Consider the following 14,667-nt stretch of genomic DNA (forward strand, 5'->3'; position numbering starts at 1 on the left):
ACACAAAAGGGACTAAACTGTGCCTGCCTTATTAGTTGTTTGCCTCTCTCTCTCGATTAAATTAAAATTATACTTATATTTTTTGATTTATTTTGCCTCCGACCTGCATTTAGGTAGCCCCAACCATGCCGAAAGCCTTGTGCGCGAACAACTTTTTGTACAATGGCTGCAAAAAGAGGTTGCACCTAACGCTACCGAGTTGTATATTGTGGGCGATTTGTTCGATTTTTGGTTTGAATATAAAACAGTAGTGCCGCGCGGGTACGTGCGTGTGTTAGGTGCGTTGGCACAACTGCGCGATGCTGGTTTGCCTATTTTCTTTTTCTCTGGAAACCACGACTTGTGGATGTTTGGCTATTTTGAAAAAGAACTGAACATACCCGTTTCTTCGCAACCGGTTATTAAAACCATTGGCAATCATAATTTTTATATTGCGCACGGCGACGGGCTTGGCCCCGGCGATACTGGCTATAAATGGATTAAAAAATGGCTTTTTACCAACCGTTTTTGCCAATGGCTTATGCGCGTGTCGCATCCGGATATTGCTATTGGGCTGGCCAATTTTTTTTCGACTAAAAGTAGGCAGCATAACCAAAAAAAAATTGAACAGTTATTATCTGCTGAAAGCAACCGATTAATAAATTATGCGCAAACTACTTTACAAACAAATCCGCACATTCATTTTTTTGTATTTGGGCATCAACACCACCCACAAACAACAGTTTTAAGCCCAACTTGCCAATACATTAATTTAGGCGATTGGATAACCCATTTTACTTATGCTGTTTACAATGGTCAAAACTTGCAACTATATACCTACAAGCCATAAAGCAGTTTTATGGTTTTGATTTAAATAAATAATAACTTTGTACTGAATATTTTTAATACTAAATATCATGAGAACCATTTTTTTCCGGATGCTTTTAGTAAAATACCTTTATTTGGGTGTGGCAGTTCTTTTTTTATCCGGATATAATTTAGCCGCAGGTAGTGATTCTTTTGCCTCAACACAAAAAAATACCGTCATGTCGGCTATTAATATCGGCAGTAATAATGGCAATAGCAACAGCAGCAATAACGACGAATTTAAATTAATAAATACCGTACCGCTAAAAGCTAATTTTATTACGACCGATTTTTTAAAAAACGCCTATTTTATTACGTCTAAAAACCAAGTAATGCGCTACGACTCAACGGGCAACGTAACCGGCGTGTACAGCGAAACCCAATACGGCCCCGCAGCTTTTGTAGATGCCAAAACCCCCTTTAATATTTTGGTTTTTTACAAAGAATTTGCTACCGTAGTTATGTTAGATATGCGCATGAACAACAAACGTATATTTAAACTGCCAAATATTGGTATTAGTAGTGTATCGGCGGCTTGCTTGTCAGATGACAACTATTTTTGGGTGTTTGACCAAAATGAACAACGGCTTAAAAAAATAAATAACAACTACGAGGTTATTCATAAAAGTATGGATTTAAGGCAATTATTGGGTGTAACCCTTAACCCGAATTTTTTAACCGAAAGCAATGGCTTAATTTACCTAAATGTGCCCGAATTGGGTATTTTAATGTTCGATATATTTGGCACGTTCTACTCGTCTATTTCTAATACCGATATTGATGTGTACGACCTTAAAGGTTTTCAGGTAATTAACGATAAATTAGTGTTTTATAATAACGGCGAACTTACCATTATTTCTCCCGCTTCTTTGCAGAAAGAAATTGTACCCATACCCCGAAGCAACAATGTAATAGATGTGCGCTTAGAAGCCGGTAATTTATACCAGCTTGAAAATAACGAAGCTAAATTTTATATGATAAGCAAGTAATAAAAGCACAGCCGGATAATTAGTTTGGCCTCAGCAGGCAAAAAAATATAAACACGTCTATTAACAGTTAAGTGGTTCGCTAAAATTAGTTTATACTACTGTTTGTGGTAAGTGCCTGATAATAAACCACTTCACTTATTGCATTATTCATTGTTAATTATTAATTGTCAATTACTTTAAACGCATCATTTTTGTTTATGCAACCAACCAATTGCCCAAGCTGCAATAAACCGGTACCATTCGAAAATATAAATATAAACACGGGATTTGGCAAATGCGACAACTGCCACTCGTTTTTCAGGCTCGAGCAAGTGTTGCCCCCGTCAGCAAGCCCAAGCGCACCGCTACAACGCCTCGAAGTTTTTTTACCCTTTGGCCTCGAAATTTTAAAACTTACCAACGAGTTAAATTTATATTTTTCGTGGCGTAAATCCATATCAGTTTTTTTGGTGCTGTTTGCCCTAATTTGGAACGGCGTATTGGCTATTTTTGTTGCTGCCGCATTGTTTACCGGCGAATATATTATTTTTGCATTTATTAGCATTCATCTATTGGTTGCAATAATTATAGACTATTACCTTATAGCCAGCATGGTCAATACCTCAACAATTTCGATACGCAGCAACGAAATTACCGTAGTACATGAACCCTTGCCCTGGATAAACCGAAACAAAACTTTTGATGCACGCGATATTACGCAATTATACAGCGAAACATACGAAATGGGAAAGCAAAACAATAATCCGGTATATGCTTTTAGGGTAATGATGCAACTAAAAGATGGCAAAACAACAAAACTATTATCCGGATTAAAAAATGCCGAACAAGCCTTGTTTATTGAACAGGAAACCGAAAAGTTTTTACGCCTTAAAGACCGGTCTATGCCAAACGAACTACCCCGGTATTAAGCCAATAGCCATCAGCCATCAGCCATCAGCCATCAGCCATCAGCTAACAGCCACCAGCCACACCAGCTATAAATTAATGTGCTACCAATATTTTTTGAGACCAGTTGCCAACTTTTATTGCGTACACCCCCGAAGGCCAATCTTGGGTATTTACGGTTAAGGTTTGCATTGGCAAATAGGGGTTACTGTATAGGATTTGGCCCAATACATTTACAATTTGAATATTTGACTGCTGATTTGTACTGGCAGTTTGCGTGTTTGTACTATTATTGGCTTGAGGTGTTGTTATATATAACACTTGGCCAGCCGGATTTGGGTAGGCTGCTATTGGTTGGCTCTCGTCAATAATAGTTAGTTGCGGGGCATCGGTTGAGAGTTGCACCGAGTAGGCATAAACGTTATGCTCGGCACCTGGCGGGTTATAGCTAACCGTATTGTAAGTATTGGCGGCTATTGCGGCCACATAAAAACGAACCCAAGTACCTGCCTCTTGTTCGGGTATTGTTGCGCCAAAAATTCCATCATTTGCCTGTAAATCGTTGTGCATACCATCGTCAAACATGGCGGTTTTGGTAAAATTACCTACTACATTATTACTGTAATACAGCCAAACTCCGTCAATATCGTCATCGGTTGCTGTTACTGTTGCCAGTACTGTTACGGTTTGTGTATTAGTGGGCTGTTGCCATAAATAATTATTAGTGTATGCGGCCACATCGGCAATGGCTGGGCCTTGTTGTTTTAGCTCGGTATTGCCCATTAAATAATCACGGCGGTCTTCAACAAATTGTTTAAGAGATTTAACCTCGCTTGTAAACTGGGTATAGGAATATAATTTTTTTGTATCGTCTTTAACATATTGGTCAATTCTTTGGGCGAAGGCATCCATATCGGCGGCGGCTTTGTCGGGGTCAAAAGATGTCTCGAGGATGGTGCGCATGTGTGCCAAATAGCGTTGGCGCAAGCTTTTAACATTTAGCAAACGGTTAAGTAGCGGATAATTTTTGTTATTAACATTATAAAAAGGCCCCCATTTATCAACTGCCTCTTCAAAATAGGCGCTATTGCCATCGAATTCTAATGGGGTCATCCGGCCGGTTTCAACATCGTGGTATAAGTAATAATCCATTTTTCCTTTATATACATAGCTATCGTCATCGGCAAAAACAATTTCGCAAGCCAAAAACCAAAGCGTGCGGTCAAGGTCAAAGTAGTTTGCCAAAACTGTTTCGGCATTATTGTTTTTAACGGTATCTAAAACATGGCAGGCGGTTACTAAAAAATCCCAAGGGTCCGTTTCCTCGGTGCTTTTTAGGGTATAGTATTTTTGATATTCGGTGGTATCGTTGCCTAAATAGTTAAAAGCGGCGGTGCCGTCTCCCCACGCAGGAAAGCCGCCCCCCATACCGTCTGGAACGTCGGCGCGCCAATTGGTGCCATTATTGGTTAAAAACCACTCTTTAAGAAACTTTTTGTTGAGTTGTTGCACATTGGGGTAAATGCCCCAGCTTTCGCCATTAATATACAGTTGCACGTAATTGGCCTTGGCTGCAGGGATATAATTCCGGATTTGGTTTAGGTAAAATGCTTCGCGCATCATCGAAGGGTCTTCGTAGCAGTTGTTTAGGTTTAGGGTGGTATAGCCCATTAAATCTTGCTTATCATCGGCGTAGTCTATGCTAAGGTTAAACGATTTTTTTTGTTTATTTTTAATTTGACTATATGAAGTTTGCCCTTTAAAGCGCACACCAACGCTATCGTAAACTTGCCCATTTACGGTTAAAGTAGCCGTAAGGTCAATTTTATTTTTATAGTTATTGGTTAAAGTTGTCCAGTAATTAGCTTGGTCAAACTGAAGGTATAAGCTGCGGATACTGTCAATGGCATACAAGCCTTCGGTAGGCGAGGCTCCGCCGTAGCTAAGGGTGTGTTGGCTGGAGTTATAAATTAATTCTTTAGGCCATTTTTGAGCCAAAACATTGGTTGTAGTAAAGATATTTAAAACAAACAAAGTGGCCAAAACATATAAAATTTGTTGCTGTTTGAACATAAGCATTATTTGATGAATTTATTTAATATTTTTGATTTTTTTTCTTCCGGATGAAAAATGAGGGCGTGTATGCCTCTGTGCGGTGTGGTTGGTTTGAAAAAGGGTAAATATAGTTAAAGTTAGGGTTGCTCTTGCTTTATTTCTTATATTTTGCCAGGTCTGTCAATAACACTACAGACCCAATGTTAAGCCCAATTGCCCACCCCAAGCCCATTCGCGAAGGTCTGTAAGGCTGTTGGCATTGTTGCGTTTTGTTAGGTTGGTGGTAAAAACAGGCGCGGCCTCAAGCGAAAGGCGCTTGGTAATATGCCAGTTAGCGCCCACCGAGGCTGCAAAGCCAATATCAACTTTTTTTGCTTCATTTTTGTATGCCTTGGTGTAAAAATATTTTTGATTGGCAATTAACTCGTTGTTTTCTAAGTTTGGCGTTGTTACTTGTAAATTGTTTTTAAGTAAAATATTGGCAATAATTCCGGTTTTAAGTAGAACGCCAAGTTTATGCCCTTGTAATTGATAGCCCACCTGTAACGGAATGCTTAAATTTTGTTGTGTTTCTTTTGTACTAAGGTTCATTTTTATGGGCAAATTTTCATCAATATCTTGGTATGGAGTTTTTTTACTGGCGTAAATATTAACATCAACTGACCCGCTTGGTGTAAACAACTCGTAATCAAAACTATAAACGTGGTAGCCATACGGATAATACCAGCTTTTTTTTCGGTCTTTAAATTTAAGTTGCGGCGTATGGTTTTTTTCGTAAACAGTTTGGGTTAAATTGCCACCCGTTTCAACAAAAAAGTTGTGATTTTTATTTTCTTTTGGCGCAAAATTATACCGTGCAAATACGGCAAACCCATATTTTTGTCCGGTTATTTTATTAGCCGCCAACAGTTTGATTTCATTGTGGTGGTGATGTTGTGGTTTACTTGTGTCTTCTTGGCCTCCGTCGTTGCTGTTCTGTTCATTCATAATAAACTTAATGTTTGGTGACATTGTTTGGGTAGTTTGTAATACTTGCCCATACACGCCTAATTGCCAGTTTGCTTTTTGTTGGGGGGGCAGCTTTGCAAAAACCACATTTTTATTTTCTGAACTAACCTCATCAGCTACGGCCTTTGTTTTATTTTCGGACAAATTGTTTGTTTTTTCGTTGTTGCTACTTACTGTATTGTTGCCGGTACTTGTTGCTGCTGCATTTTCAGTAGTTGTTTTATCAGTTTTCTGAGTTATTTCGTCTAAATTGGGCGTTGCCGGTGTTTTTTCGGGCAGTGTATTGCTGTTTGCTGCTGGCTGGTTGCTATTTATTGAAATGGCATCAGCGTCAATTTCCGGATTTGTATTTGCGGCCTTGTTATTTGACTCGTTTTTAACATTATTGTCTTTGTTTGAGGTGTTATTTTTATTCGAACTGTCGGTACTTATTGGATTGGCAGTTTGTTGTGCTGCCGCAGCCTCGTAATTAATATTAGGTTTTATATTTAGAGGGCTGTAATTAGTAGTTGTTTTTCCGGATTCGGCGGGTGCGAACTGATTTTCTTTGTTGTAATTAGTGTTTTTTAGTTTTTTATCATTAGCCGGATTTAAGAGTTGGGCGGCAGTTGTGTTTAAACCTGTAGTATTGTTGTCGTAAAAGTTGGTTAAGGTTGGTTGTTGTGCTTGCGGGTAGTTTGCTGCGGCAGGCTGTTGTAGCTCGTTTGTAAATGTGTTATTGGGTACATTTTGTTGGCTGGCACTAATACTTTGTTGTTCTTGTTGATGTTCTATTTGTGTTTGTAAATTGGCAATTTTTTGGTTCAAATACACGTATTGTCCCACAAATACGGCTAACACAGCAATAGTACTACCCGCAAGCCATGCTTTGGTTGTGCCAATGGCCTGCCAAACTGGATTATTCGGCACCACATTAGTAGCAGGTGTAGGGGGCAAAAAATCTAATCCGGCATCTATACGGTCCCAAACATCGGCGCTTGGGCTTTGGGTATAGTTTTCTATGGTTTTTTGCAAAAATGCCTCTAACCTGTCAGTTGGCATATTAGAGTTAAAATCAGAATTATTGCTATTGGGCATATTTTGTAAATTATCGTCCATGTAGTTGATTTAATAGTTGTAGGAATTAATTAGTTAGCGATTTATGCAGCGCCTCGCGCAGGTGTTTTTTTGCGCGGTTTAACTGCGATTTAGAGGTGCCAACCGAAATTTCTAATTGGTCGGCAATTTGTTGATGCGTGTAGCCTTCTAACACATATAAGTTCAATACCGTCCGGAAACCTACCGGCATGTTTTGCATTAATTGTATCAATCCTTTTGCCAAATGTTCGTTAAAAAGGTCATTTTCCTGTTCAGTTTGGGTGTCCTCCCAATTGTTGTTGTCCATAAACTCGTCTTCCGATTCAAATTTTAGTTTTCGCTGTTTTGTTACATATTGTAAGGCAACATTTAGTACTACTTTCCGCATCCATCCTTCTAAACTTCCGGCGCCTTTATATTGGTGTAAATCTCTAAAAATTTTAATAAAACCCTCTTGCAAAATATCTTCGGCATCGTCATGGCAATTAGCATAGCGCAAGCAAAGCACAAACAGTTTGTCTTTAAACTGCAAGTACAGTTGTTTTTGGGCGGTGCGGTCGTTGCGCAGGCAGGCTTCAATTAAGTGCAGGGCATTATTCATGCATTTTGATTGCTAAATAACTTCGTCAAAGGGATTTTTTTTGCCAAACAAGTAAACAAATTGCAACTTGTTTTGTGCCATAAAGGTAGTATTTTTAAAAAATGGTTGCATCTCGTTCCTAAAAAAGTATTTCTTACACGAGGCAAAACCGAATAGCACATAACTAGTAAGGCAATGTGTTTCGTTAACTGCTTGTTTTACTCGTCGTCTAACGGTTGGTTATCTAAATTTTGCGAGCGCAGTACCTGTTCAATAGCAGCTATTGCTTCGGCAGTTGCATAACCTTTGCCTACCAAAAAACGCAATAATTTAAGCCGTTTTTGTGCTGTGGTGTCGTTGGTTTTATTTAACGACTCCCATTTTTTTGTAGCAAGTAGTGCTATATTGTTTTGTGTATCGGTTTGTTGCACCACTTCTTCTAATGCCTCCTTAATTAAGCTGGCAGGTAATTTGTGCATTTTTAGCGCTGCGGTAATTTTAGCCGGTCCCCATTTTTTTAGCTTAAAATGCCCGCGCGCAAAGGCTTTGGCAAATCGTTGGTTGTTTACAAAGCCATCGGCTATTAAGTCTCGTAAAACTTGTTGGGCTATTTGTGGGGGCGCATGTAACAGTTTAAGTTTGCGCAAAACCTCATCTTCTGAGCGTTCTTGGTAGGCGCAATATTTTTGCAGCCGTTGCAGTAAATAAGGGTAGGTTGGGATGGTTTGCTGGTGATGATTAGAATTTAGCATGGCGGTAAACAAACAATAATCCGGATATTTTTTAAAATTGTTTCAGCTTAAAACAAGGTTAAAAGGACATCCGGATTAAATTGCGATTTAGATATTTCTTAGAAACAGTTCATCTTTAGAAACAAAAAGCAGTTCTCAATATCAACTTATACAACTACCGCAATAAATACATTTTGCCGTAGCCTTTGGTAAAATAGTCATCGGCAGAGGTTTTATAACGCTCCATATTTTGGCCATTTAATTTAGATATGACGCGGTACAAATATACCCCATTGCCCAGCGGGTCGCCGTATTGGTCGGTGCCATCCCAAGCAAATTCGGTTATGTTATGGCCTACTGCAATATGGCCTAACTCGTTGCGGTTAATTTCGCGCACTACGCGGCCACTGATATTCAATATTTGCAGGCTTAGGTTTTCAGGAACTTCTGAGCCGGTAAGTGTAAATACAAAACGGGTTTGGGTAGTAAACGGGTTTGGGTAGTTTACTAAATTGCTAATACTTGCCTTGGTAATTATCTCGAACAGTGTTTTGTAGACATTTTTTCCGGCAAAAGCGTTATTGGTGCGGTCTTTAGCCCTAACTACGAGGCCGTATTTTCCATCGGTGGTAAACTGTGGGTTAATTTGTATAGAGGCTATATTATTGCCTTGCCCTGCTTGGCCGGGGTTGGCGGGGGTAAACAGCAGCATGGGGCTGTTAAACGGCACTAATTGCTCAATAGTTGGCGTACCATTAGCATCGGGGTATAGCAAAACAATTTCGTAGTCGGTAGTATCATTTAAGGGCAAAAATAGATTTTCGTCTTTCATCCGGATATCAATTTGGGGCTTGGCCGATACTAATTCACCGTTTAAAATATGGCGACCATCAAACGTAATATCAATTACCGGATTTATTTTGTCGGTGGTAACAAAAAACGGCAAATATATAAGGTTGTTAAATTTAAACTTTTCGAGTTGGTTGCCTTCGCCTTCGGGGTTTACCTCGACCATTAATATATTACTACCTGCAAAGCCCTCGGTACTGCACTCAAAATGGCTTATTAAGGTTGTTTTGGGGGAAATGGGTGGTTGTTTAGGGTATTTTACTACGTGCGGCACATTATTTTGGTCTATAATGGTGTAGCGCACCCAAACGCTGTCGGCAGCCGAGGCCGAGGCGTTGGTAATGCCTAAATCGAGTTTAATTTTTTCGCCTTCTTGTACTGTGTCGTTGTAAAAGCTAAGATGTTTTTGGGCATCAACGGCTAATTCGGCGGCCATATCGTAATGTACGCGCCAATGGTTTAATTGCGGAGCGCTGCCTGCAAGGGTGTCGGCGGTGCGCAAAGCTAAGCGCATAAAGGGGTATTGCTCGGCATTTATTCCAGATAAACTTTGCGATTGTGCGCTTGTGTTAAGCAATAGCTTTTCTTGGCCGGCAGTATCAACACCAAAAACATCAACACTTACAATATCGTAATTTACATTGCCCTCTAAATTGCTGTAATCAACTTTAAGGTCGTGCCATTTTTTTGCTGGGCCAATAACGCTGGCGTTCATACTGCCTACATTTAGCCCCCCGCTAAAGGGTATATCCGATTTTACCATCCAAATAGTGTCGTTGCCTTTTTTGCCAAAATACTCTTTTTTTAAATTAACATGCGCGTTATACAGGTAGTTTTTGCGGCTAAAAAACACAAAGGCCTCGTTAGGTTTAATGGTATCAATGGCGGCGGCATTAATATTTAACTTTGTTTTAAAAAAGTTAACTATTTGCGAGTTGTAGTTGTAGAGGGGCTCCTTGTTATCTGTTGTATTAAGGCGGTGATTGCCTACGCTGTACGCCAATACATACCAACCGTTAGGTATTACATTGTTTACAAAATTTAGCATGTTTTCAATTTGGGTGGCATCGCTGGTATTCCATTCAAAAACGTTCACTTCTTTTAAATTGCATTGCAAATTGCCATAAGTGCCTATGCCATTGCATCCGGCAGTTAGGTTTTGGTTTTTAGTGGTCATGGGCAGCGCGTACTCGTCGGGGGCAAAAGCGGCAAACACTATGCCGCCGTTACACGTGTTTACTAAACACGAGCTTGTAGCTACCGAGTAGTTCACGTCAAGGTCAACTTTTATCAACCCAGGCGAGCCATTAGCAACAGGGATGCGCACCGCCAAAACGTGGTCAATATTTTTGTAGGCAAATTTACGGGTATCTGCGTTTAACTCTAATTGCTTTAGTTCATTATTTGTATATTGAAAATAATGTGATTGATTCCATCCGGCGGGTTCTTTTTCTTTGTATAAAAACGAGTTTACAATCCAGTTTGGCTCATCTCCGGGCGAGGGTTCTTGGGCTGCCCGCCATAGTAAACGGTATTATTTTGTAAGGTCAGGTTGGGTTTCCATTGCAATACCCCCGCCGAGCTGGTAATAGAGGTCGTTTTTTTAATGGTACTATTAAACAAGGCAGTACTATCAATTTCTATAATATAGGCTAAGTTTTCGGCATCGGGTTTGCCCGTCGAAGCCATAAGTGTTACATCGGGTTGGGCAACAATACTGTAATTACAAGGAGCAATAGGCACTAATAGTTCCGAAAAAACAAAACCGCTTTTGGCTACAAAATTATTGTCGTAGCAATCTTCAGTAACGGATTTATTGCCGTTTATATAAATGGCAAATTCGTTTTTTCCGGTTACAAGTTCGGGTTTTCCGGTTTCAAAATAAATTTGTAAGGTATCGCTTAATATTACCGGAGGAAACATTTTAGTTTTCTCTTGTTGTGTGCCGTTTGGCAGGGTGCGTACTACGGTGGCCGCCAGCGAGTCGTTGGTGGCTTTGCCTAAGTTGGTAACAACTATATTAACAGCAAACGAGTCGATGTTTGTGTTAAGATTAAGCGGTGTAAAATACACATCGTTATATTGGTCGTTCGATTCTATTATATATTCCGGATTGGGCGAGTTACCTAATTTTATGGCTGGGTCGCCTATGTAGGCAAATCCGTGCGCTGTAATTTTTATGCCGTCAACTTTCGGAAAATAGGTTTGCAACGAGTCTAAAGCAACTTTTATACAGCTACCTACTGGCTGGTAATACATGTTGCGGCAAAAGTTTTTATAAAACCGGCGCACGTAATCGTCCATATAAGTAGGAAACCCCCACTGCACAGGGGCAATAAAGCCAATACTGCCTAAATTGTCGGCCAGCACATAATCTTCAGACATGGTGCGTTTGTAGTCGGGCGCAAGTAGGGGGTTGTAAACATCGCCCACAAAGCACGAGCTTGCGATAATAAACGGAAATTTGCCGTAGTTTTTGTAGCGGCTTGGCGGGCCAATATCCATATCCCAATAAGAACCGCTAGCATGGCCTACAAAACTAATTAAGCCTAAGCCCTTATTAATTAAGGTGTCTAAAATTACGATGTCAATAGGGTCTTCGGTGGCCTTAGTGTAGGTGTGAATTACTTTTCCGGCAAAAGTACTGTCTTCGTAAATTTGCTTGTACTCGTTTAGGTTGTTTAAAAAAGAGGTTGCCTCTTTAATTTCTTTGCCGCCTGCAATATGAACCGCATTTTTGCGCCAAAGCCTGTCGGCGCGAGTACAAGGCAGCGGTGTTTCGTGTATTTTTACCTTTGCCAAGTAATAGCCCACTTCGGCGGCGGTGCGGGCTGGCACCCGCCCTGTGGCTAATTTTGGAACATAACTACCGTAATCGGCGGTAAACAGGCCATCGTTGGGCATGTGTCCCCAGGTAGGTACTAAATTTTGGCCATAACGATTGGGGTCGGTGCGCTGTTGGTTGTAGCTTAAGCCTTTGCCCAGCAGTAGTAAATATTGTGGTTTGTTCGTCCATTTTTCGAGTGCGTAATTTATAAACCCGCGTATAGCCATTGGGTGCGAAAAAATGCCATAAGCATATTGCCCGTATAAATCGTAAATATTGGCAACAACGGTTTTGTAACCTCCTCCGGCATCGCTAGCGCGGTACAACGCATACTCGGCTACGTTATTAACATCTCCTTGCATTAAAGTAGGATGGCTAATAATAATATAATTGCCTTGGTTTTCGGGCTTCGAAAAGTCGGTGAAATTAAACCCTTGCAGGTCGTTTTTAATAGTTGAGTGATATTTTACGGCCAGCGTATTAGTTGTATTGGTAAAAAACAGCGTTCGTTTGCTGCCGTTGCCACTTACCGGATGTAATAAAAATTGATAGGTACTGCCATTTTTTACGGGGGTAATACGCAGTTGATTGGTTAAGTCAAAAAGGATGGGAGCGGTGCCGCCGTCAAAATTGGTAATTTCGAGGTATTGCGAGGTGGTATTGTCTATGGTAAATTTATACGAGCGTTGGTTGTTAAAGTCAAAAGTATGGGGGTATTCGATGGTGGTATAAACCAAAGCACAGTTGTCAATGGTGTAATCGGGTTTTCCGGGTACGCCGGGGTCGCTGGTTTTCAGCACAATCGAGTCTTGCCCTAAAACCATATCTTCGGCGGGCACTAAAAACGAAAATTTGTAGTTTTCATTCCCTTCAAAAATGGTATCGACGTAGCTAATATTGTGCATAATAAGTTCCATGCGGTGGTCGGGTATTTTGGCGTAATTGTCTGACTGCCCTACTACAGATACGGTTAGGCGCACATCTCCGGCTCCGGAAAAAACAGAGGGAGTTTTTATTTTAAAGGTTTTAGGTTTGTCTAACTGAGCATTCAGGCTGATAAAAGTTTCGCCACTTTCAAAATCGCCGTAGTAATTGTTTAGACCACCTACTTTCCGGAAGGGTTCGCCCGGAAAAAACTGGTTAAAATAGGTTTCGGTAAACTGATAATCAAAATGCGTTTGCGCCGGGGGCGGGTTGTCAATAATATTGTCAGTTTTTAGGTAACGCATGTGTTCGCCGTAAGGCACAACAGCTAAAAAATAAATAGATGTATCGGTAAAAAGGCTGCGCTTGTCGGCCAAATGATATTCGGGTTTCAGGTATAGTTGTTTGTCAAAACTACCGTCGTTAATTTCGCCGTAAAATTCAATATAGTCGTTCTTGTCTAATGGCGTGTTCGATACATAAATAGGCACCTGTTTGCCATTTTTAAACAAGGCGTATTGGCTGGCATCTAAGGGTAATCCAATTTTTTCGAGGGTGTCTTTAACAATACGGTGCAAACCATTATTGCCTACCTTAACAGCGTAGTAGGTTAGGTTGTAGTCAATCCACTCGTTGTAGTAGGTCGTTTGTGCGCGGGTTTGGGTGCAAAAACACAAAAAAAACAACACAGATATTGTAGTATAAACGTATTTGCTAATGCTCATATAAACAAAAATATTTTTAAGTAGATGCATTTATTTGGTTGTAAACGAAAATAATAATTAATTTAGCAGGTAAACTAAAAAATTGTAACGGCAGGGGCGCAAAACAGGTAATTGCCCTTGAAAATAAGGCGGTCTGCTTGGGCAAAAGGGGTAGGGTTTATGGTTCGTTAGCTTAATTATAAAACACCAAACAAGAAATTAAGACGCAAATAAAGTGTATTTGGTTGGCAAAAATTTGGCACAAAAAAAATAAGGTTGCAAGTCTTAAAACAAATTTAACCGGCTGTTTGTTGCCCATACAACTAACAAAGGTAGGTATAAAATGGAAAAAAATGGAAAAAACAAGGATTGAACTTTTTTTCGGCTCAGAATATTATAAACCATATTGGCAAAATAGTATTGCCACTGTTTAGTCGCTTCTCCGGAAAATAAAACCGCCGCCCCACAACACATACCCAATGTTTTAACATCAAATAATTATAAATATCCAGCAATGAAAAAATCTGACATTAAACAAATGCCCCCCTATTTTGACCGGTATATTAATTTGGCAAAAGATGTTCCCCTGTTAGAATCGTTAGAAATAAGTTTATATGAGTTGGAACAAGCACCCATTGAAAAGTGGAAAACCTTGGGAAACAAAGTGTATGCCGAAGGCAAATGGACAATTAAAGACATTTTACAACACACCATTGACACCGAACGGGTATTTGTTTACCGGATAACAGCCATAGCACGCGGCGACAAACAAACCATGATTGCTTTTGACGAAGAGGCCTACGCCCAAAACACTACCGCCAACACCCGTACCATTGAAGACCTTTTGGCCGAGCTGATTTTAGTCCGAAAAAGCACTATTGCCCTGTTCAAATCGTTTAACGAGCAAATGCTCCACCAGTTGGGCAATGGTTTTAATGGCATTCAGTATAGCCCACTTGCCTTGGGCTTTATGTTGGCGGGGCATCAACGTTGGCATTTTAACGTGATTGAACAAAAATACCTGCCCTTGCTGGCAGCAAATTAGGCCGACAAAAGCAAAGATTGAACTTTTTGCTTGCTGCCCAACCAATACTCCGGATATATTTTTGCCAAATTTTATTCCGATTTGGCAGGTAATGATAGAAATTATCCAAAATTTGCTTGATTTTTACAAAATAATGCTTAAATTGCC

General features: G+C 40.1%; 10 protein-coding genes. 4 read left to right on the top strand and 6 right to left on the bottom strand.

Features of this window, described 5'->3' with window-relative positions; translation table 11 throughout:
* The first annotated feature begins 55 nt into the window (after positions 1 to 55).
* From IPI59_01060 to IPI59_01070, 3 genes are all read left to right on the top strand, one after another.
* A complete protein-coding gene (locus IPI59_01060) occupies positions 56 to 829 on the top strand; it encodes a UDP-2,3-diacylglucosamine diphosphatase (GenBank protein MBK7526160.1) in 774 nt (257 codons plus the stop codon).
* A 67-nt stretch (positions 830 to 896) separates the two neighbouring features.
* Entirely contained in the window at positions 897 to 1,835 is a 939-nt protein-coding gene (locus IPI59_01065; protein ID MBK7526161.1) for a hypothetical protein, read from the top strand.
* Positions 1,836 to 2,032: 197 nt separating this feature from the next.
* Positions 2,033 to 2,743, top strand: a complete 711-nt coding sequence (locus tag IPI59_01070; protein MBK7526162.1) for a hypothetical protein — start codon at positions 2,033 to 2,035, stop codon at positions 2,741 to 2,743.
* Between the two features lie 73 nt (positions 2,744 to 2,816).
* On the opposite strand, the gene IPI59_01075 is transcribed toward IPI59_01070, so the two are convergent.
* From IPI59_01075 to IPI59_01100, 6 genes are all read right to left on the bottom strand, one after another.
* Positions 2,817 to 4,799 (bottom strand): CotH kinase family protein, encoded by a 1,983-nt coding sequence (locus tag IPI59_01075; GenBank protein ID MBK7526163.1) that lies wholly within the window; start codon positions 4,797 to 4,799, stop codon positions 2,817 to 2,819.
* Positions 4,800 to 4,964: 165 nt separating this feature from the next.
* Positions 4,965 to 6,881: a hypothetical protein gene (locus IPI59_01080; protein MBK7526164.1), complete on the bottom strand. Its 1,917-nt coding sequence runs from the start codon at positions 6,879 to 6,881 to the stop codon at positions 4,965 to 4,967.
* A gap of 25 nt (positions 6,882 to 6,906) precedes the next feature.
* Positions 6,907 to 7,461 carry an RNA polymerase sigma factor gene (locus tag IPI59_01085; GenBank protein MBK7526165.1) on the bottom strand — a complete coding sequence of 185 codons (555 nt, stop codon included), beginning with the start codon at positions 7,459 to 7,461 and terminating at the stop codon, positions 6,907 to 6,909.
* Between the two features lie 197 nt (positions 7,462 to 7,658).
* Positions 7,659 to 8,192: a RecX family transcriptional regulator gene (locus IPI59_01090; protein ID MBK7526166.1), complete on the bottom strand. Its 534-nt coding sequence runs from the start codon at positions 8,190 to 8,192 to the stop codon at positions 7,659 to 7,661.
* 154 nt (positions 8,193 to 8,346) lie between these two features.
* Positions 8,347 to 10,353, bottom strand: coding sequence for a hypothetical protein (locus tag IPI59_01095; protein ID MBK7526167.1), 2,007 nt, complete (start codon positions 10,351 to 10,353; stop codon positions 8,347 to 8,349).
* 137 nt (positions 10,354 to 10,490) lie between these two features.
* The gene (locus IPI59_01100; protein ID MBK7526168.1) at positions 10,491 to 13,496 is read right to left on the bottom strand and encodes a hypothetical protein; all 3,006 of its coding nucleotides are present in this window, start codon (positions 13,494 to 13,496) and stop codon (positions 10,491 to 10,493) included.
* Between the two features lie 493 nt (positions 13,497 to 13,989).
* On the opposite strand from IPI59_01100, the gene IPI59_01105 reads away from it, so the two are divergent.
* Entirely contained in the window at positions 13,990 to 14,520 is a 531-nt protein-coding gene (locus IPI59_01105; protein MBK7526169.1) for a DinB family protein, read from the top strand.
* Positions 14,521 to 14,667: the final 147 nt, after the last annotated feature.

This window comes from Sphingobacteriales bacterium, assembly GCA_016706405.1.
In the GTDB taxonomy this organism is placed as follows: Bacteria; Bacteroidota; Bacteroidia; order Chitinophagales; family UBA2359; genus BJ6.

Coding starts and splice junctions, on each gene's coding strand:
- IPI59_01065 (MBK7526161.1), top strand. CDS start 897: ATGAGAACCATTTTTTTCCGGATGCTTTTAGTAAAATACCTTTATTTG.
- IPI59_01070 (MBK7526162.1), top strand. CDS start 2,033: ATGCAACCAACCAATTGCCCAAGCTGCAATAAACCGGTACCATTCGAA.
- IPI59_01075 (MBK7526163.1), bottom strand. CDS start 4,799: ATGCTTATGTTCAAACAGCAACAAATTTTATATGTTTTGGCCACTTTG.
- IPI59_01080 (MBK7526164.1), bottom strand. CDS start 6,881: ATGGACGATAATTTACAAAATATGCCCAATAGCAATAATTCTGATTTT.
- IPI59_01085 (MBK7526165.1), bottom strand. CDS start 7,461: ATGAATAATGCCCTGCACTTAATTGAAGCCTGCCTGCGCAACGACCGC.
- IPI59_01090 (MBK7526166.1), bottom strand. CDS start 8,192: ATGCTAAATTCTAATCATCACCAGCAAACCATCCCAACCTACCCTTAT.
- IPI59_01100 (MBK7526168.1), bottom strand. CDS start 13,496: ATGAGCATTAGCAAATACGTTTATACTACAATATCTGTGTTGTTTTTT.
- IPI59_01105 (MBK7526169.1), top strand. CDS start 13,990: ATGAAAAAATCTGACATTAAACAAATGCCCCCCTATTTTGACCGGTAT.